Origin of the sequence: Escherichia albertii (assembly GCF_028622335.1) — a bacterium.
Classification (GTDB): Bacteria; Pseudomonadota; Gammaproteobacteria; order Enterobacterales; family Enterobacteriaceae; genus Escherichia; species Escherichia albertii.
The window spans coordinates 1,870,380-1,889,741 of the sequence record NZ_CP117568.1 but is presented as its reverse complement, the minus strand read 5'-3'; the positions used below and the strand labels follow the sequence as shown (position 1 = coordinate 1,889,741).

Genomic DNA, 19,362 nt, shown 5'->3' with positions numbered 1-19,362 from the left:
GAACTCATGGATTCATTTTCAAATAAAAAACGCTCTGTAATATGACGGTGGTCACACTTATTAGTCGGAAGGTGGCTTTATGTGATTACCATCACTTTAATAATCAAAAAATCATGCCCGTTTCAGAAAATAAATCATCAAAAACACAAAGCGGATGACCGTATTAATTGTTTGCGCCGAAAACGGGCATTCCAACAGTAGTGGGAAATAAAAATGACCGTTTTGATAAATATTTTTAAGAGCGGTCATTTTTATCAGTTTTATAAACAGTGTTCTTGCTGTTATTTCCCGTGATTAGTTGAAGTAGCTCACAAAAAATAACCTTGTAAATTTCTTTCTGATTCTGCAGGAAGAATATGGTGAGCAATTAAACGGCTCATTCAATAGTGTGAAAGGAACAACATTATTGTCCTGTTTTGAATCAGAGAGGTAGCTAATGGAACGAAATAAACTTGCTCGTCAGATTATTGACACTTGTCTGGAAATGACCCGCCTGGGGCTGAATCAGGGGACCGCGGGTAACGTCAGTGTACGTTATCAGGATGGGATGTTGATTACGCCTACAGGCATCCCGTATGAAAAATTGACGGAGTCGCAGATTGTCTTTATTGATGGCAACGGTAAACATGAGGAAGGAAAACTCCCTTCCAGCGAATGGCGTTTCCATATGGCGGCCTATCAAAGCAGACCGGATGCTAATGCCGTTGTCCATAACCATGCCGTTCATTGCACGGCAGTTTCCATTCTTAACCGACCGATCCCCGCTATTCACTACATGATTGCGGCGGCTGGCGGTAGCTCCATTCCTTGTGCTCCTTATGCAACCTTTGGAACACGCGAACTTTCTGAACATGTTGCGCTGGCTCTCAAAAATCGTAAGGCAACTTTGTTACAACATCATGGGCTTATCGCTTGTGAGGCGAATCTGGAAAAAGCGTTATGGCTGGCGCATGAAGTTGAAGTGTTGGCGCAGCTTTATCTGACAACCCTGGCGATTACGGACCCGGTGCCTGTGCTGAGCGATGAAGAGATTGCTGTAGTGCTGGAGAAATTCAAAACCTATGGATTACGGATTGAAGAGTAATTTCGTAAAGCAACAAGGAGAAGGATGATGGCTAACAGAATGATTCTGAACGAAACGGCATGGTTTGGTCGGGGGGCAGTAGGGGCCTTAACCGATGAGGTGGAACGCCGTGGTTATCAGAAGGCGCTGATCGTCACCGATAAAACGCTGGTGCAATGCGGCGTGGTGGCGAAAGTGACCGATAAGATGGATGCAGCAGGGCTGGCATGGGCAATTTACGACGGTGTCGTGCCCAACCCAACAATTACTGTAGTTAAAGAAGGGCTGGGGGTATTCCAGAACAGTGGCGCGGATTACTTGATTGCTATCGGCGGTGGCTCGCCGCAGGATACCTGTAAAGCGATTGGCATCATCAGCAACAACCCTGAATTTGCCGATGTGCGCAGTCTGGAAGGGCTTTCGCCAACTAATAGATCCAGTGTGCCAATTCTGGCAATCCCCACCACAGCAGGTACTGCGGCGGAAGTGACCATAAACTATGTGATCACCGACGAAGAAAAACGGCGCAAGTTTGTTTGCGTTGATCCGCATGATATCCCACAAGTGGCGTTTATTGATGCTGACATGATGGATGGCATGCCGCCAGCCCTGAAAGCCGCGACGGGTGTCGATGCGCTGACTCACGCTATTGAGGGGTATATTACCCGTGGCGCGTGGGCGCTGACCGATGCGTTGCACATTAAAGCCATTGAAATTATAGCTGGTGCGCTGCGTGGTTCGGTTGCCGGTGATAAGGATGCCGGAGAAGAGATGGCGCTCGGGCAGTATGTTGCGGGGATGGGCTTCTCCAACGTTGGGTTAGGGCTGGTGCATGGTATGGCGCATCCATTGGGCGCGTTTTATAACACCCCGCACGGCGTTGCGAACGCCATTCTGTTACCGCATGTTATGCGCTATAACGCCGACTTTACCGGCGAGAAGTATCGCGATATTGCGCGCGTAATGGGCGTGAAAGTGGAAGATATGAGTCTGGAGGAAGCGCGTAATGCCGCTGTTGACGCGGTGTTTGCGCTCAACCGTGATGTCGGTATCCCGCCGCATTTGCGTGACGTTGGTGTACGTAAAGAAGACATTCCGGCGCTGGCACAGGCGGCCCTGGACGATGTTTGTACCGGAGGCAATCCGCGCGAAGCGACGCTGGAGGATATTGTCGAGCTTTACCATACCGCCTGGTAATTGCGCTGCAGTGATAATGCCGGATGCGGCGCTGGCGCGTCTTATCCGGCCTACAAGTGCATTAAATTCAATGGGGTGTTAATCAGTAGCACCCTGTATCTCTTTACCGTACCAACCGCAATTGCTGTAAATTGCCGTCGATATGCAAATCGGTTTGTAAGCGGGCAATATCGCGGCACAGAAACGCCATCTCTTTATGCATTTCTAATTTTTTGCGCCACTTTTCGGCAACTGCGTCCAGATTCTCATATATCCCTTCCAGACTCTGAAACTCGACCAGCAGCTGCGTGGCGCTTTTGGGCCCGATCCCCGCAACACCCGGTACTTTTGAACTGCTGATCCCCGCCAGCCCCCAATAATCGGGCAATTGCTGAGGTTGAACGCCAAATTCTTTATCAATAAACGGTGCGTCCAGCCAGCGTTTCTGAAAGTAATCGCGAATGCGTAGAGTTGGTGAAAGTAACTGACAGTAGCCTTTATCTGTCGAAACAATGGTCGCCTGATGTCCCGCCTGAGTCACTTTGACTGCCAGTGTGGCGGCTAAGTCATCGGCTTCGTTGCCGCTGGCTGACCAGCACGGGACGCCGCGTTGCTCAAAGGCTGCGCGTAATGCAGGCATTTCGTTGTGCAACTCTTCCGGCATTGGCGGTCGACCCGCTTTGTAATCTGGTAAACGCTGATGACGCCAGCCGCTACTGCGGTTTTCATCATCAAAAACGGCGACCGCGTGGGTTGGCTGGCTGTGCATAATGAGCTGATCGAGCGCGTGCTGGCAGGTTTCGACACAGGGCGACCCCTGAACGGCATGAATGCGACGAATAAGATTCAATGCATCGACAATAAGCAAATGAACAGCCACGATAACCCCCTTAAAGATCAGGCGATAAGGGTAACATTCGATGCCGGAACAGGCTACGGCGGGATGAAAAATCGGGAAGAGAGCTCGCAAAACGAGGTCTGGTATTGATGACAACGCCAAATTGCCTGATGCGCTACGCTTATCATGCCTACAAAAGAATCGCAATCTGTTGAATTTTCGCTATTTTGTAGGTCGAATAAGGCGTTTACGCTGCATCCGACATAAACAACAGGCACATTCTCAACAATGTGAGGCCTCGTAAAACGAGGCCTCTGGAGAGCGATTAATCGCAGGCAACAATCTTCATCGCCAGGCCGCCGCGAGAGGTTTCGCGGTACTTGGCGTTCATGTCTTTACCTGTTTCGTACATGGTTTCGATAACTTTATCCAGGCAGACGCGCGGCTCGCTGGTACGGCGCAGCGCCATACGCGCGGCGTTGACCGCTTTCACTGCTGCAATGGCGTTACGCTCGATGCACGGCACCTGCACCTGCCCGGCAACCGGGTCGCAAGTCAGACCGAGGTTATGTTCCATCGCGATTTCTGCTGCGATGCATACCTGCGCCGGGCTTGCGCCTAACAGTTCAGCCAGACCTGCCGCCGCCATAGAGCACGCAACACCAACTTCTCCCTGGCAACCCACTTCGGCGCCAGAAATCGACGCGTTCATCTTATAAAGAGAACCAATCGCGCTGGCAACCAGCAAATAACGAGCCAGTGAGTTGGCATTAACTTCGCGGATAAACTTGTCGTAGTACGCCAGCACTGCCGGGATAATCCCGCACGCGCCGTTAGTCGGTGCAGTCACCACACGACCACCTGCCGCGTTTTCTTCATTTACTGCCAGTGCGAACATGTTGATCCAGTCAACTACCGCCATTGGGTCAGTGGTGGTTTTATCCTGGCTGACCAGCATCCGGCGCAGTGCCGCGGCACGGCGTGGAACGCGCAGTTTGCCCGGCAGCACGCCTTCGGTGGAAATACCGCGCTCAATACCGCCGCGCATGACTTCCCAGACTTTCGCCAGGTGCTGTTCCAGCTCTTCTTTGCTGTGCAGCGCCAGTTCGTTTTTCATCATCAGGCCAGAGAGTGACAGCCCGGTTTCCTGACAATGTTTTTGCAGATCGGCAGCGGTTTTGTACGGATACGGGACTTCAACCGGTGCGCTGTCCTGCAGACCAAAATGTTCTTCATCAACGATAAAGCCACCGCCGATGGAGTAGTAAGTCTGGCTGTAAACCACTTTATCGCCCGACAGAGCTGTAATGCGCATGCCGTTTTCATGCAGAGAAAGATTATCGGCATGGAAGTTCATGCACTGATCAACCGGAAATTCTACTTCGTGCTGACCGTTTGCCAGCATCAGGCGACCATGGGTATTCACATCCTGAATAAAGCCAGGGATGGAATCGATATCCACAGTATCCGGTAGGTTACCTGCCAGACCCATAATAATGGCGATATCCGTGTGGTGGCCTTTACCGGTCAGAGAGAGCGAACCATAGACATCTACCACTACGCGGGTGACGTCTTTCAGCAGATTGCGGGCAATCAGATCGTCGGTAAATTGTTTACCCGCTTTCATTGGTCCAACGGTATGAGAACTGGAAGGGCCAATGCCGATTTTGAAAATATCGAATACGCTAATCATAGGAAATACATCGCGTTAAAACGGAGGAAGCGCCGCCCGAAAGCGGCGCGAAAGGAATTTAGCTGAACAGAGAGTAGAAGATTGCGGAGATAGCAATCAGACCCATCACAACAACGAATACGTTACTGATGTGACCGCTGTACTTGCGCATTGCCGGTACTTTCTGGATTGCGTACATCGGCATCAGGAACAGGATCATCGCGATGATTGGGCCGCCCAGGGTTTCAATCATACCCAGGATGCTCGGGTTCAGGGTGGCAACAATCCAGGTCGTTACCAGCATGAACAGCGCAGTGATACGGTTCAGCTTGTTGATTTCGATAGACTTACCTTTACTACGCAGTGATTTGATCACCATACCGTTGAAGCCTTCACGTGCGCCCAGGTAGTGACCGAGGAAGGACTTGGTGATTGCGATCATTGCGATAATCGGTGCCATCCACGCGATAATCGGCGCGTTAAAGTGGTTCGCCAGGTAAGACAGAATTGAGATGTTCTGCTCTTTTGCGGCTGCCAGGTCTGCCGGAGACAGGCTCAGTACGCAGCTGAAGACGAAGAACATTACCGTCAGCACCATCATGATGTGGGCGAATGCCAGGATCTTAGAGCATTTCTGTTCTGCCATATCGCCGTACTCTTCACGCTTCGCAACGGCGAAAGAAGAGATGATCGGAGAGTGGTTGAACGAGAACACCATTACTGGAATCGCCAGCCACAGGGTCATCCACAGACCGTTACCAGTAGAAGTCGCGGTATCCAGAGACAACGTTTCCAGCGCCGCGCCGTTCCACTGCGGGATCAGGTACAGAGCCAGCAGCATCAGAACTGCAACGAACGGGAATACCAGGATGCTCATCGCTTTAACGATCATCTGCTCACCGAAGCGAACGATGGTCATCATACCGACGATCAGAATCAGGGACAGAATCGCACGCGGTGGCGGTGTCATACCCAACTGGTGGGACATGAAGCTTTCTACCGTGTTGGTGATTGCCACGCTGTATACCAGCAGGATTGGGTAGATAGCGAAGAAATAGAGCAGGGTAATCAGTTTACCTGCGCCAATACCAAAGTGTTCTTCCACTACCTCGGTGATGTCTTCACCCGGATTTTTACCGGACAGCACGAAGCGAGTCAGGCCGCGGTGAGCGAAAAACGTCATCGGGAACGCGAGGATAGCCATAATGATTAGTGGGATCATACCGCCGACACCGGCGTTGATCGGCAGGAACAGCACACCCGCGCCGATAGCCGTGCCGTACAGGCCCAGCATCCACATGGTATCTGTCTTGCGCCAGGCACTGCGAGAGTCTTTCGACGCAATCGTGCTGGTTTGAGTCGTTTCCATCTATTTCTCCTGGAGGAATGCAAAAAATTCAGCTTTTAGCCAGCTCAGCCCGGGAAGGTGTCTGGCCGTAAAAATGAAATCTGTCTACCGGCGATGGCTTTATCATTTTCCGCCGTAATAATTTGAGGGCGGAAAGATACACACAACTTATGTATCTATCAGTGATCTTGATCTCAAATACAATAATCTACTTATAAGATAGATAATCTCGGCTCTTTACTCTGTAAATCAAAAGTAAAAGAGAATTTAAGTGCAATATTTACCCAATAAACGACATCTGACCTCTTCCGGGGCGCGCAATATATGTAGGTTGAACTGAAAAAATCAATACTTTTAGTTAATAATTGCGAGAAATTCTTTTTTAAAGCGATAAAATACGTTCTTTTAAGAAAGGTAAACGTTTGCGTTGCGGTATAAATTGTATGACATATTGATTGTGTGGATATTAATCAGCTCATGACACGCTGAAGCATTCAGATAACAAATGAAATAGGTTGTCTGATTTTTGACCAAAAAGAGAAGGCCCGGCAACAAATGTTACCGGGAGAAGGGGATTAAGCGCAGATTTCGTAGCAAGGAATGTAGGCAGAGCCAGGCAACTTCATACGATGCTGGGCGACAAAGCCCTGTAGCAGGTCGTCCATACGACGCATAATTTCTTTATCGCCGTTGATTTTGTAAGGCCCGAACTCTTCAATGGCGCGAATGCCGACTTCTTTAACGTTACCCGCCACAATACCGGAGAACGCGCGACGCAGATCCGCCGCCAGTACTTCAACAGGCTGATCCGGGTACAGCTTCAGATTGGCCATGTTTTCATGGGTCGGTTCAAACGGCATTTGCAGATCCGGTGTAATGCGCATTGACCAGTTAAAGCTATAAGCATCTCCGGTATCGCGGCGATTTTCTTTCACCAACGGCATCGCCTTTTTCATCTGCCGGGCCACTTCAGCCGCGTCATCAATGATGATGCGATAATGGCGACGTGCGTTTTCTCCCAGCGTATGCACGACAAACTCGTCCAGTACGCGGAAGTAATCGGCGCTCTCTTTCGGTCCGGTGAGGATTAATGGCAATACCTGATTTTTGTTCGCCGGATTCATCAAAATCCCTAATAAATACAGCAACTCTTCAGCCGTACCCACACCGCCAGGGAAGATAATGATGCCGTGGGCGATACGCACGAACGCTTCCAGGCGTTTTTCAATATCCGGCATGATGATCAGTTCGTTAACCAGCGGGTTAGGTGGTTCAGCGGCGATGATCGATGGTTCCGTCATGCCTATAAAACGGCTGTCTTTGTAACGTTGCTGAGCGTGACCGACCGCCGCGCCTTTCATCGGCGCTTCCATCGCTCCCGGACCACAGCCAGTGCAGATATTTAGCTCGCGCAGACCGAGCTGATTACCGACGCGACGAGCGTACAGATACTCGTTTTCGTTAATTGAGTGACCGCCCCAGCACACCACCATATTCGGCGCTTCGCCAACATGCAGCGCGCGGGCGTTGCGCAATATAGAAAAGACCAGGTTGGTAATATGGACGGAGTTGTCGAGGTTCAGGTTTGGAAAACGAACGGTGTTATGAATTTGCCCGTAAACGAAGAGAATGTCGCGCAGGACCGCAAACAAGTTAGCCTGCAAGGCGCGGATAATACGCCCATCGACGAAAGCCTCTTCCGGTGGATTGATCAGTTCCAGCTTAACGCCGCGTTCACGGCGCAGGACGTTAATGTCAAAATTCTCAAAACGAGACAGCAATTCTTTGCTGTTATCGGTCAGGCTGCCGGAGTTCAGAACGGCAAGCGAACAGTTGCGAAACAGTTGATAGAGGTCGCTGCTGGCGGTGCGTTTAAGCATATCCACTTCCAGCTGCGACAACATATCCATGGAGCCAAGCGGGCTAATATGTGTAATCAAGAAAAACTCCTTATGGGACGAATATCGTCATTCCCTTTGATTACAATAGCCCTGCCTGATGATCTTTCACAACCTTATGCGTGAACCCAGTACGCAAAATTGAGAAAAAATTTATTGTCGTACCAGCCGGGTCACCGATGGGACAAAGTCGGTATTGCTGCGCCAGGGATTAATGTCCAGCCCACCGCGGCGAGTATAACGAGCGTAAACGCTTAATTTTTCTGGCTGACAGAAGCGTAACAGGTCATTAAAAATGCGCTCTACGCATTGCTCATGGAACTCGTTGTGATGACGGAAAGAGACCAGATAACGCAGCAACTTTTCCCTGTCAATCTTGCGACCGCGGTACTGAATTTGAATTGAGCCCCAGTCTGGCTGGTGAGTTATCAGGCAGTTGGATTTCAGCAAGTGGCTAACCAGCGTCTCTTCCACCACGTTCTCGCCGCTGGCGGCATCTTTCAGGTAGTCGGTGGTGAACTCATAGTTATCAATGGCGATATCCTGGTCATCAATGCAGATGCCATTAAAATGGCCTATTGGCTGGCCTTCCAGTTCATCAAGGCGATACAACGCTACACTGACCGAACCCTGGGCACAGGCGCTTAAATCACGTTCCAGCGTCTGGCGCACCTCATCCCAGTTGTTAAAGCGCGTCTGGTTAAAGCTATTGAGATACAGTTTGAAGCTTTTCGATTCAATGAGATTCACGCTGGTGTAATCAAGTTCGACATGACCGACGGCGACCTGCGGCAAACCTTTCGCGTTCAGCCAGGAAAGTTCATATAGCGTCCAGATATCCGCACCGTGAAATGGCAGATTATCCGCTTTCAAGCCTAGCGGATCGCGATTCAAACTGCGTGGAACGCCTTGCAGCAGGTTGGCGTCATAAGTATCCCGGTAATCGGTTGATTTTCCGAGAGTCAGGCCCGCAAGTGCCTGATGGTTTGTATAAGAAGACATGTTTCACCGTCATAAACCAGATAAACTAAACGGCAAGTGTATCCGGTTTAAGTGAAGAGAGAAATTAGTGGACGAATTGACCGCACAAGCCTTGAAAGATTTTACCGCACGTTACTGCGATGCCTGGCATGAACAGCACAACAGTTGGCCGTTGAGCGAGGAGCTTTATGGCGTTCCCTCGCCATGCATTATTTCAACCACCAACGATGCCGTATACTGGCAACCCCAGCCGTTTACCGGAGAGCAAAATGTGAACGCGGTTGAACGAGCTTTTGATATTGTGATACAGCCTACAATTCATTCCTTTTATACGACCCAGTTTGCCGGGGATATGCATGCGCAGTTTGGTGATATCCCTCTGACATTGCTGCAAACCTGGAGCGAGGACGATTTCCGCCGGGTGCAGGAGAATCTGATTGGACATCTGGTCACTCAGAAACGCCTTAAGCTGTCACCGACACTCTTTATTGCCACGCTGGAAGAAGAACTGGAGGTGATCTCCGTGTGCAATCTCACGGGCGATGTGTGCAAAGAGACGTTGGGAACGCGGAAACGGACGCCTCTGGCCTCAAATCTTGCGGAATTCCTTAACCAACTTAAGCCTCTTCTGTAATCCAAATACCCCGTCTGGTTGTGAGAGATCTCTTACAGACCCTGTAGGAGATCGCCAGGAAATAAGTAAATACTTAAAAAGATAAGAATTGATATTTTCATTTCAAATCAATTTATTAAGCTATTTTTTTTAATTTTTATATGAAGCTTTCCTTAACATATTGTCTGTAAGCGCCTTGTAAGACTCGGCTAAAAAGACGATTCTATCTTCGTCGACAGGGAGTTAGACAGCGAAGTGAACATCAGGATGATGACACTTCTGAAGGACACGCCAGGATGGTGTTTCAGGGAAAGGCTTCTGGATGAAGCGAAGAGGATAACGCTGGATGCGTTAAAGGACACCTCCAGGATGGAGAATGAGAGCCAGTCAGGATGATTTGGCGGGTCAGGAAGGCCAGGGACGCTTCAGGATGAAGTAATCACGCCGGGGTGGTGTGTGCAGGAAGCAATAGTTCAGGAAGAACGATTGGCCGCAAGGCCAGAGGAAAAGTTGTCAAGGATGAGCAGGGAGCAACAAAAGTAGCTGGAATGCTGCGAAACGAACCGGGAGCACTGTGAATACAGTGCTCCCTTTTTTTATTCCTGCTATCCTTCGCGGCAGTTTTTTCTTCTTGAGGTTGCTTTATGACCACTCATGACCGCGTTCGTCTCCAGTTGCAGGCGCTTGAAGCGCTATTACGTGAACATCAGCACTGGCAGAGCGATGAACCCCAGCCGCATCAATTTGCGAGTACCCAGCCATTCTTTATGGATACGATGGAGCCACTGGAGTGGTTGCAATGGGTACTGATTCCGCGGATGCACGATTTATTAGATAACCACCAGCCTTTACCGGCGGCATTTGCCGTGGCGCCGTATTATGAAATGGCGCTGGCGACGGATCACCCCCAACGCGCGTTAATTCTGGCAGAACTGGAAAAGCTGGATGCTCTTTTTGCGGATGATACTCACTGATGCTGGAAATACTCTACCAGGATGAATGGCTGGTTGCGGTAAATAAACCGTCCGGCTGGTTGGTTCATCGTAGTTGGCTGGATCGTGACGAGAAAGTGGTCGTGATGCAAACCGTGCGTGACCAGATTGGTCAGCATGTTTTTACCGCACATCGCCTGGACCGACCGACTTCCGGCGTGTTACTGCTGGGATTGTCCAGCGAGGCCGGGCGGTTGCTGGCGCAACAGTTTGAACAGCACCAAATTCAGAAATGTTACCACGCGATTGTGCGCGGTTGGTTGATGGAAGAGGCGGAACTGGATTACCCACTGGTGGAAGAGCTGGATAAAATCGCTGATAAATTCGCCCGTGAAGATAAAGGTCCACAGCCAGCGGTGACGCATTATCGTGGTCTGGCAACGGTAGAAATGCCGGTGGCGACCGGGCGTTACCCGACGACCCGCTACGGCCTGGTGGAGCTGGAACCAAAAACCGGACGCAAGCACCAGCTACGTCGACATCTCGCTCATTTGCGTCATCCCATTATCGGTGACAGCAAGCATGGCGATTTACGCCAGAATCGCAGTGCGGCTGAACACTTTGGCCTTCAACGGTTAATGCTGCATGCCAGCAAGTTGTCATTAACGCATCCTTTTACGGGGGAGCCGCTCACAATCCACGCGGGTCTGGACAATACCTGGATGCAGGCGCTATCACAGTTTGGCTGGCGCGGTCTGCTTCCTGAAAATGAAAGGGTTGAGTTCAGCGAGTCATCGGGTCAGGATGGTGACATAAGTTCCTAATCCAGGGAGAAAACGGTATGGCGGAAATTGGTATTTTTGTGGGCACCATGTACGGCAACGCATTGCTAGTTGCCGAAGAAGCGGAAGCGATTTTGTCCAGACAAGGGCACAAAGCGACTGTATTTGAAGATCCTGAATTAAACGACTGGTTGCCATATCAGGACAAGTATGTACTGGTGGTAACCTCCACGACCGGCCAGGGCGATCTTCCCGACAGCATTGTGCCGCTCTTTCAGGGAATAAAGGATAGCCTGGGGTTCCAGCCGAATCTGCGTTATGGCGTGATTGCGCTTGGCGACAGCAGCTATGTGAATTTCTGCAACGGCGGCAAGCAGTTCGATGCGTTGCTTCAGGAACAGAGTGCGCAGCGGGTGGGAGAAATACTGTTGGTTGATGCCAGTGAGACCCCGGAGCCGGAAACGGTTTCTAATCCCTGGGTTGAACAATGGGCCAGTTTATTGAAATAACATATATGCCCTCTGATAATCAGAGGGCATTAGCCACACAGCAACCACGTTACGATATTCATCTTGCCTGATACGCCAAATGAATCGGTAATTTGCTTGTTACCCAAGAATTTTGCTGGCTTCACGCGCCACGTTATCCATCTCGTCCAGCAGTTCCAGCAATTCAGGTTCCAGATCTTCTTCTTTGGTACCGCTACGTAGTTGTTGTTCGATGAGTTGGCAGAGATTCTTCATACGCGGTACGCCGCTATAACCGCAACTGCCGTGCAGTTTGTGGATCAAATCAACCAGACCTTCCGGGTTTTCTCCAACTAGCTGCTCTTCTACCTTGTTACGAACTTCCGGCAGGAAATCGAGTAACATTTGCAGCATATCGCGCGCCAGATCGGTTTTGCCGGCAGCCTGGCGTAGCGCCAGTTGCCAGTCGAGAGTCGTATTCTGGTTCACCACAATCTCGTTCACTTCTGGCGTCACGACGCGTGAGGAAATACCGCTGCCAGGTTTGTAACGCAACAGTAAATTATGCAATCGCTCTTCTTCAATTGGTTTTGCCAGATAATCACTCATCCCCGCGCCAAGTAGCTTTTCTTTTTGCCCGGCCATCGCATGTGCGGTTACTGCAATAACCGGCGTTTGCTGTTGATGCGGAAGCTGATGAATAAGCTCGCACGCCCGAATACCGTCCATGTCCGGCATCTGAATATCCATTAAGATCAAATCGAAGGGCATCTGTTTCGCCCGTTCAACTGCCTGATGGCCGCTATCGCAAAGCTCAACATGCTGCACCATATCTTCCAGCAATGCGCCGATAAGCTTCAGGTTTGCGGGGTTATCATCAACGGCCATGACCGTCATTGCCAGCTTACGTTCATCGTTGACAGGCAAAAGAGTGTTTTGTTTTTGATGACAAAATTCGGTCAGCGCAGGCAACAGACGTGTAGGTGTTAATGGTTTCAGCAAGCAGGCGCCAATACCATCTTGCTTGAGCTTTTCGGCATTGACCTGAGCATGGCAGGGAAGCGCCAGCATCAGATAATCAGCCATGGATACGGCTTTTAGCAACCGGGCATGTTGCATTGTTAGCGGTTCGCGGAATGTCACGGCGATTCCTAGCAACATCATGTCGTAGTGTTCTGGCGGAAGCGCAGAGAAGCTTGGGCTATAAATCACCTCCAGCGGCGTTTCGCTTAAAATGTCGAGAGTACACTGCGCGGCAGCGGAATTCGGTTCAACATAAGCCAGACGTTTGCCTGCAAGGCACTGTGTGGATGGCCCTTCGATAATAATATTCGGGTTCAGATCGAGATTAATGTGGAACCAGAATGTGGAGCCACGATTCGGCTGGCTATGGAACGAGATATCGCCGCCCATTTCATTAACCAGTTTTTGTGTAATGACCAGTCCCAATCCGGTGCCGCCATGACGACGTGAAATACTGGCATCTGCCTGTCTGAAGGCCTGGAACAAGCGTGATTGATCGCGTTCGGGAATGCCGATACCGGTATCGCGGATCTGCACTTCAATCTGCACTTTGGTATTACTCAGCGCACGTTTTTCCACCAGAATATCGATGTTGCCATTCTCGGTGAATTTAATCGCATTCCCCACCAGGTTTGTGATGATTTGCTGTAAACGCAGTGGGTCGCCAATCACGTTATCGGGCACGTCGCTCTTAATATTGAGCGTCAGTTCCAGCCCCTTATCGTGCGATGAGTGGGCCAGCAGTGTCACCACTTCATCCAGCGTGCTACGCAGTGGGAATGGAATGCTTTCCAGAATCAGTTTGCCAGCTTCCAGTTTTGAGAAGTCGAGGACATCGTTAATGATTGCCAGTAAGTTATTTGCCGAACGTTCAATGGTATTCAGGTGATCTCGCTGTGTCGGCGTCAGTTCTGTTTTTAGGGTCAGGCGGGTAAAGCCGATAACACCATTCAACGGCGTACGTAACTCATGCGACATATTTGCCAGGAACTCTGACTTAATTCGCGCCGCTTCCTGGGCGCGTTTTTTCGCCAGATCTAACTCAACGTTCTGAATTTCCATCTGCTCCAGCGTTTCACGCAGATCGGATGTCGCCTGGTCGATATTGTGCTGCATCTCTTCGTGATAAGCCGCCAGCGACATTGCCATTGAATTGATGCCGTTTTTCAGCATATCCAGTTCGCCGAGCATAAAACCTTCTACGCGGCTATCGAGTTGCCCACGGCGAATGCGGTCGACGGTATTCACCATGTTGCGAATCGGGCCGGTTACATCACGCATTAAGCGCCAGCCAAAAATAAGCGCAATACCAATACAAAACAGCATCATCACGCTGGAAATGAAGATCTCTTTATATTGCTGTAGCCGTACCGATTTCAGATCCAGTTCAAGGGCAATATATCCCAACATATTCTGACTATTTTTAGCATCGCTGCTGGGGGATTCGTCGGGAGAATAACTCTCAGAAATAATTGGCGTGCGCAGGATCATAATATCGCCGTCGCGTGTGACGGTGAGCTGGCGTGGGAACGGTACATTGCTGTCGAGCTGCATTACCGAAGGGTCAAGTTGAAAATTGGAAGTGACAAACAGGTGGTTATTTTCGTCATAAACCGAAATGGCGCGCACAATATCAGAATGGCGACGATGCAGAACGCTTATCAACTGCCCGATAGATTCGCGATTTTGCAGGCTCATGCCATATTCGGTAGAAACCGCCAGCGGTTCAATAATACTGGCGCCGGCATCTTCCAGTTGACGCTGCAAGTCGTTATAGCGATGCACGACGAAAAAGATACTAAGCAATAACCCAATAAGGACGGTCGGCGCCAGGATCAGAATCATCATGCGTGCGCGCAGGCTGTAGTTGGTCATGGAGTTCCGTTATGGGACAATTAAGGTCACACTGTTAAATTGAGAAAGTCTCGCCAATGGCGCAATTCTACTCTGCAAAACGGCGCGTGACGACGCGTCAGATCATAACCGTTTCAGTCAATGACCTCGACTCTTTTGGTCAGGGTGTGGCGCGGCATAACGGAAAAACGTTATTTATCCCTGGATTATTACCGCAAGAAAACGCGGAAGTTACTGTTACAGAAGATAAAAAACAGTATGCTCGCGCTAAAGTCGTGTGCCGGTTAAGCGACAGCCCAGAGCGTGAGACGCCGCGCTGTCCTCATTTTGGCGTATGCGGCGGCTGCCAGCAACAACACGCCAGCGTTGAGTTACAGCAACGTAGCAAAAGTGCGGCGCTTGCCCGATTAATGAAACACGACGTTTCTGATGTTATCGCGGATACCCCCTGGGGCTACCGACGCCGTGCGCGTTTAAGTCTGAATTATCTGCCGAAAACGCAGCAACTTCTGATGGGATTTCGTAAATCCGGCACCAGTGACATTGTTGATATCAAACAATGCCCTATTTTAGTGCCCCAACTTGAAGCATTGCTGCCCAAAGTCAGGGCATGTCTGATGAGTTTGCAAGCAATACGTCATCTTGGGCATGTTGAGCTGGTGCAGGCAACCAGCGGCACGCTGATGATTTTACGCCATACTGCACCGCTCAATTCGGCTGATCGCGAAAAACTGGAACGCTTTTCGCATTCTGAAGGCCTGGATCTGTATCTCGCCCCTGATAGTGAGATACTCGAAACCGTATCTGGGGAGATGCCCTGGTATGATGCAAATGGGTTGCGCTTAACCTTTAGCCCGCGTGATTTTATTCAGGTCAACGCAGGCGTGAACCAAAAAATGGTGGCGCAGGCGCTGGAATGGCTGGATGTACAGCCAGACGATCGTGTGCTGGATCTGTTCTGCGGCATGGGGAATTTTACTCTTCCTGTCGCTACTCGTGCGGCAAGCGTCGTCGGCGTGGAAGGTGTGCCTGCGCTGGTGGAAAAAGGTCAGGAGAACGCGCGTCTTAATGGCTTACATAATGTGACGTTTTATCACGAAAATCTTGAAGATGATGTCACAAAGCAGCCATGGGCGAAAAACGGTTTTGACAAAGTGTTACTGGACCCGGCGCGTGCAGGTGCCGCAGGTGTTATGCAACAAATTATAAAACTGGAACCCATTCGTATTGTTTATGTATCCTGTAACCCTGCAACGCTGGCTCGGGATAGCGAAGCGTTATTAAAAGCAGGATATACCATTGCGCGACTGGCGATGCTGGATATGTTCCCGCACACGGGGCATCTGGAATCGATGGTGCTTTTTTCGCGCGTTAAATAGTTGCGACTTGCCGATTTCGGCAGGTCTGGTCCCTAAAGGAGAGGACGATGGTTGCGGTAAGAAGTGCACATATCAATAAGGCTGGTGAATTTGATCCGCAAAAATGGATCGCAAGTCTGGGTATTGCCAGCCAGAAATCGTGTGAGTGCTTAGCCGAAACCTGGGCGTATTGTCTGCAGCAGACGCAGGGGCATCCAGATGCCAGTCTGCTGTTGTGGCGTGGTGTCGAGATGGTAGAGATACTCTCGACATTAAGTATGGATATTGACACGCTACGAGCGGCGCTGCTCTTCCCTCTGGCTGATGCCAATGTAGTCAGTGAAGATGTGCTGCGTGAAAGCGTCGGTAAGTCGGTGGTCAACCTTATTCACGGCGTGCGGGATATGGCGGCAATCCGCCAGTTGAAAGCCACGCACACCGATTCCGTTTCCTCCGAACAGGTTGATAACGTTCGCCGGATGTTGCTGGCGATGGTCGATGACTTCCGTTGCGTGGTCATCAAACTGGCGGAGCGAATTGCTCATCTGCGCGAAGTGAAAGACGCGCCGGAAGACGAACGCGTGCTGGCGGCAAAAGAGTGCACCAATATCTACGCGCCGCTGGCGAACCGTCTTGGGATCGGGCAACTGAAATGGGAACTGGAAGATTACTGCTTCCGTTATCTCCACCCGACGGAATACAAGCGCATCGCCAAACTGCTGCATGAGCGCCGTCTCGATCGCGAACACTACATTGAAGAGTTTGTCGGTCATCTGCGCGCAGAGATGAAAGCCGAAGGTGTTAAAGCTGAGGTATATGGCCGCCCGAAACACATCTACAGCATCTGGCGCAAAATGCAGAAAAAGAATCTCGCCTTTGATGAGTTATTTGATGTGCGTGCGGTACGTATCGTCGCGGAACGTTTACAGGATTGCTACGCTGCATTGGGGATAGTGCACACTCACTATCGTCATCTGCCTGATGAGTTTGACGATTATGTCGCAAACCCAAAACCTAACGGTTATCAGTCGATTCATACCGTTGTATTGGGGCCGGGCGGGAAGACGGTCGAGATCCAGATCCGCACCAAACAGATGCATGAAGATGCCGAACTGGGCGTTGCTGCGCACTGGAAATACAAAGAAGGCACAGCTTCTGGCGGGGCTCGTTCGGGACATGAAGACCGTATTGCCTGGCTGCGAAAACTGATAGCGTGGCAGGAAGAGATGGCGGATTCCGGCGAAATGCTCGACGAAGTGCGCAGTCAGGTCTTTGATGACCGGGTGTACGTCTTTACGCCGAAAGGTGATGTCGTTGATTTGCCTGTGGGATCAACGCCGCTGGACTTTGCTTACCACATCCACAGCGACGTTGGACACCGCTGTATAGGGGCCAAAATTGGCGGACGTATTGTGCCGTTTACCTATCAGTTGCAGATGGGGGACCAGATTGAAATTATCACTCAGAAACAGCCAAACCCTAGTCGCGACTGGTTAAATCCAACCCTGGGATATGTTACAACCAGCCGTGGACGCTCGAAAATTCACGCATGGTTCCGTAAACAGGATCGCGACAAAAACATTCTGGCCGGGCGGCAAATCCTGGACGACGAACTGGAACATCTGGGGATCAGCCTGAAAGAAGCGGAAAAACATCTGCTGCCTCGCTACAACTTCAATGATGTCGACGAGTTGCTGGCGGCGATTGGCGGCGGAGATATCCGTCTCAATCAGATGGTGAACTTCCTGCAATCGCAATTTAATAAGCCGAGCGCCGAAGAACAGGATGCTGCCGCGCTGAAACAGTTGCAGCAAAAAAACTATACGCCGCAAAATCGCAGTAAAGATAACGGTCGCGTGGTAGTAGAAGGCGTCGGCAACCTGATGCACCATATCGCGCGTTGCTGTCAGCCGATTCCAGGTGATGAGATTGTTGGTTTCATTACCCAGGGACGCGGTATTTCAGTGCATCGTGCAGACTGTGAGCAACTGGCAGAACTGCGTTCACACGCGCCGGAACGTATTGTTGACGCGGTATGGGGAGAGAGCTACTCAGCCGGGTATTCGCTGGTGGTCCGTGTAATGGCCAATGATCGCAGTGGGTTATTGCGTGATATCACCACTATCCTCGCTAACGAGAAGGTGAACGTGCTTGGCGTTGCCAGCCGTAGCGACACTAAGCAGCAACTGGCGACCATCGACATGACTATTGAGATTTACAATCTGCAAGTGCTGGGCCGCGTGCTGGGTAAACTCAACCAGGTGCCAGATGTTATCGACGCGCGTCGGTTGCACGGGAGTTAGTTTTAAATTTGTTCGTGTCTACAAGTAGATTGAGACAGATGGCAAACGCAAAATTGCCTGATGTGCTGCGCTTATCAGGCCTACATGTTTCTCGCAATATTTTGAATTTGCGAGATTTTGTAGGCCGGATAAGGCGTTCACGCCGCATCCAGCATGAACAAAGCGCACTTTGTCAATAATCTGTTTAAAAGGAATGACAACTCACTTCTGTTCTGGTCACAGGCTTTCACCTGACAGACCCGCAATTTTCAGGACATACCAATGAATCAAATTGACCGTTTGCTCACTATTATGCAGCGTCTTCGTGACCCGGAAAGTGGTTGCCCGTGGGATAAAGAGCAGACATTTTCTTCTATTGCGCCTTACACCCTTGAAGAAACCTACGAAGTGCTGGATGCCATCGCCCGTGAAGATTTTGACGATCTGCGCGGTGAACTCGGCGATCTGCTGTTTCAGGTGGTGTTTTATGCACAAATGGCCCAGGAAGAAGGGCGCTTTGACTTTAATGATATTTGCGCTGCAATTAGCGATAAATTAGAACGTCGCCATCCGCATGTTTTTGCTGACGGTTCTGCCGGGAGCAGCCGCGAAGTTCTCACCCGTTGGGAGCAAATCAAAACCGAAGAGCGCGCGCAGAAAGCGCAGCATTCGGCGCTGGATGATATTCCCCGCAGTCTCCCTGCTTTAATGCGGGCACAAAAAATCCAGAAACGTTGCGCCAACGTTGGCTTCGACTGGACGACGTTAGGCCCGGTGGTCGATAAAGTCTACGAAGAGATTGACGAGGTAATGTACGAGGCCCGGCAGGCTGTTGTAGACCAGGCTAAACTGGAGGAGGAAATGGGTGACCTGCTGTTTGCGACGGTCAATCTGGCCCGCCATTTAGGGACAAAAGCGGAAATCGCATTGCAAAAAGCCAATGAGAAATTCGAGCGCCGTTTTCGCGAAGTGGAGCGTATTGTTGCCGCGCGTGGACTGGAAATGACAGGTGTTGATCTCGAAACAATGGAAGAAGTCTGGCAACAGGTAAAACGGCAGGAAATTGATCTCTAAG

The 19,362-nt window shown here is 50.5% G+C and carries 15 protein-coding genes; 9 read left to right on the top strand and 6 right to left on the bottom strand.

Annotation, left to right across the window (positions count from 1 at the left end; all coding sequences use genetic code 11):
• Nucleotides 1-436 precede the first annotated feature (436 nt).
• Together fucA and fucO are read left to right on the top strand one after the other, a co-directional pair.
• Complete coding sequence (gene fucA / locus PS053_RS09220; RefSeq protein WP_059235937.1) at nt 437-1,084, top strand: L-fuculose-phosphate aldolase; 648 nt, start codon at nt 437-439, stop codon at nt 1,082-1,084.
• Nucleotides 1,085-1,111: 27 nt separating this feature from the next.
• On the top strand, nt 1,112-2,260 hold the full coding sequence (fucO, locus tag PS053_RS09215) for a lactaldehyde reductase (RefSeq protein ID WP_256878895.1): 1,149 nt from the start codon (nt 1,112-1,114) through the stop codon (nt 2,258-2,260).
• 103 nt (nt 2,261-2,363) lie between these two features.
• Here the strand turns inward: fucO and xni are convergent, their stop codons facing one another.
• The 5 genes from xni to queF form a co-directional block, all read right to left on the bottom strand.
• Nucleotides 2,364-3,119, bottom strand: coding sequence for a flap endonuclease Xni (gene xni / locus PS053_RS09210; protein WP_001352986.1), 756 nt, complete (start codon nt 3,117-3,119; stop codon nt 2,364-2,366).
• Nucleotides 3,120-3,402: 283 nt separating this feature from the next.
• Nucleotides 3,403-4,770: an L-serine ammonia-lyase II gene (sdaB, locus tag PS053_RS09205; RefSeq protein WP_000626415.1), complete on the bottom strand. Its 1,368-nt coding sequence runs from the start codon at nt 4,768-4,770 to the stop codon at nt 3,403-3,405.
• Nucleotides 4,771-4,828: 58 nt separating this feature from the next.
• Nucleotides 4,829-6,118 carry an HAAAP family serine/threonine permease SdaC gene (gene sdaC / locus PS053_RS09200; protein WP_000450469.1) on the bottom strand — a complete coding sequence of 430 codons (1,290 nt, stop codon included), beginning with the start codon at nt 6,116-6,118 and terminating at the stop codon, nt 4,829-4,831.
• A gap of 554 nt (nt 6,119-6,672) precedes the next feature.
• Nucleotides 6,673-8,037 carry a nucleotide 5'-monophosphate nucleosidase PpnN gene (gene ppnN / locus PS053_RS09195; protein WP_000628006.1) on the bottom strand — a complete coding sequence of 455 codons (1,365 nt, stop codon included), beginning with the start codon at nt 8,035-8,037 and terminating at the stop codon, nt 6,673-6,675.
• Nucleotides 8,038-8,148: 111 nt separating this feature from the next.
• Nucleotides 8,149-8,997: an NADPH-dependent 7-cyano-7-deazaguanine reductase QueF gene (gene queF, locus PS053_RS09190; RefSeq protein WP_256878875.1), complete on the bottom strand. Its 849-nt coding sequence runs from the start codon at nt 8,995-8,997 to the stop codon at nt 8,149-8,151.
• A 67-nt stretch (nt 8,998-9,064) separates the two neighbouring features.
• Here queF and syd point away from each other — a divergent pair, with 67 nt between their 5' ends.
• The 4 genes from syd to PS053_RS09170 all read left to right on the top strand — a co-directional run bounded on the left by syd (nt 9,065) and on the right by PS053_RS09170 (nt 11,812).
• Nucleotides 9,065-9,610, top strand: a complete 546-nt coding sequence (syd, locus tag PS053_RS09185; protein WP_000343992.1) for a SecY-interacting protein — start codon at nt 9,065-9,067, stop codon at nt 9,608-9,610.
• A 623-nt stretch (nt 9,611-10,233) separates the two neighbouring features.
• Nucleotides 10,234-10,563: a YqcC family protein gene (locus PS053_RS09180; RefSeq protein WP_000206980.1), complete on the top strand. Its 330-nt coding sequence runs from the start codon at nt 10,234-10,236 to the stop codon at nt 10,561-10,563.
• The gene (gene truC, locus PS053_RS09175; protein WP_059253944.1) at nt 10,563-11,345 is read left to right on the top strand and encodes a tRNA pseudouridine(65) synthase TruC; all 783 of its coding nucleotides are present in this window, start codon (nt 10,563-10,565) and stop codon (nt 11,343-11,345) included. The genes PS053_RS09180 and truC overlap by 1 nt, the downstream gene beginning before the upstream one ends.
• Before the next feature lie 17 nt (nt 11,346-11,362).
• Nucleotides 11,363-11,812 carry a flavodoxin gene (locus PS053_RS09170; protein ID WP_000807728.1) on the top strand — a complete coding sequence of 150 codons (450 nt, stop codon included), beginning with the start codon at nt 11,363-11,365 and terminating at the stop codon, nt 11,810-11,812.
• Nucleotides 11,813-11,911: 99 nt separating this feature from the next.
• On the opposite strand, the gene barA is transcribed toward PS053_RS09170, so the two are convergent.
• Complete coding sequence (gene barA / locus PS053_RS09165; RefSeq protein WP_256878876.1) at nt 11,912-14,668, bottom strand: two-component sensor histidine kinase BarA; 2,757 nt, start codon at nt 14,666-14,668, stop codon at nt 11,912-11,914.
• A 56-nt stretch (nt 14,669-14,724) separates the two neighbouring features.
• Between barA and rlmD the strand changes: the two genes are divergently transcribed.
• The 3 genes from rlmD (at nt 14,725) to mazG (ending at nt 19,361) form a co-directional block, all read left to right on the top strand.
• Nucleotides 14,725-16,026, top strand: a complete 1,302-nt coding sequence (rlmD, locus tag PS053_RS09160; protein WP_131109602.1) for a 23S rRNA (uracil(1939)-C(5))-methyltransferase RlmD — start codon at nt 14,725-14,727, stop codon at nt 16,024-16,026.
• Nucleotides 16,027-16,073: 47 nt separating this feature from the next.
• Nucleotides 16,074-18,308 (top strand): GTP diphosphokinase, encoded by a 2,235-nt coding sequence (relA, locus tag PS053_RS09155; RefSeq protein WP_000226846.1) that lies wholly within the window; start codon nt 16,074-16,076, stop codon nt 18,306-18,308.
• 261 nt (nt 18,309-18,569) lie between these two features.
• Nucleotides 18,570-19,361, top strand: a complete 792-nt coding sequence (gene mazG, locus PS053_RS09150; protein ID WP_001071676.1) for a nucleoside triphosphate pyrophosphohydrolase — start codon at nt 18,570-18,572, stop codon at nt 19,359-19,361.
• Nucleotide 19,362 lies beyond the last annotated feature (1 nt).

Coding starts and splice junctions, on each gene's coding strand:
- fucA (WP_059235937.1), top strand. CDS start 437: ATGGAACGAAATAAACTTGCTCGTCAGATTATTGACACTTGTCTGGAA.
- fucO (WP_256878895.1), top strand. CDS start 1,112: ATGGCTAACAGAATGATTCTGAACGAAACGGCATGGTTTGGTCGGGGG.
- sdaB (WP_000626415.1), bottom strand. CDS start 4,770: ATGATTAGCGTATTCGATATTTTCAAAATCGGCATTGGCCCTTCCAGT.
- sdaC (WP_000450469.1), bottom strand. CDS start 6,118: ATGGAAACGACTCAAACCAGCACGATTGCGTCGAAAGACTCTCGCAGT.
- queF (WP_256878875.1), bottom strand. CDS start 8,997: ATGTCTTCTTATACAAACCATCAGGCACTTGCGGGCCTGACTCTCGGA.
- PS053_RS09180 (WP_000206980.1), top strand. CDS start 10,234: ATGACCACTCATGACCGCGTTCGTCTCCAGTTGCAGGCGCTTGAAGCG.
- truC (WP_059253944.1), top strand. CDS start 10,563: ATGCTGGAAATACTCTACCAGGATGAATGGCTGGTTGCGGTAAATAAA.
- PS053_RS09170 (WP_000807728.1), top strand. CDS start 11,363: ATGGCGGAAATTGGTATTTTTGTGGGCACCATGTACGGCAACGCATTG.
- barA (WP_256878876.1), bottom strand. CDS start 14,668: ATGACCAACTACAGCCTGCGCGCACGCATGATGATTCTGATCCTGGCG.
- rlmD (WP_131109602.1), top strand. CDS start 14,725: ATGGCGCAATTCTACTCTGCAAAACGGCGCGTGACGACGCGTCAGATC.
- relA (WP_000226846.1), top strand. CDS start 16,074: ATGGTTGCGGTAAGAAGTGCACATATCAATAAGGCTGGTGAATTTGAT.
- mazG (WP_001071676.1), top strand. CDS start 18,570: ATGAATCAAATTGACCGTTTGCTCACTATTATGCAGCGTCTTCGTGAC.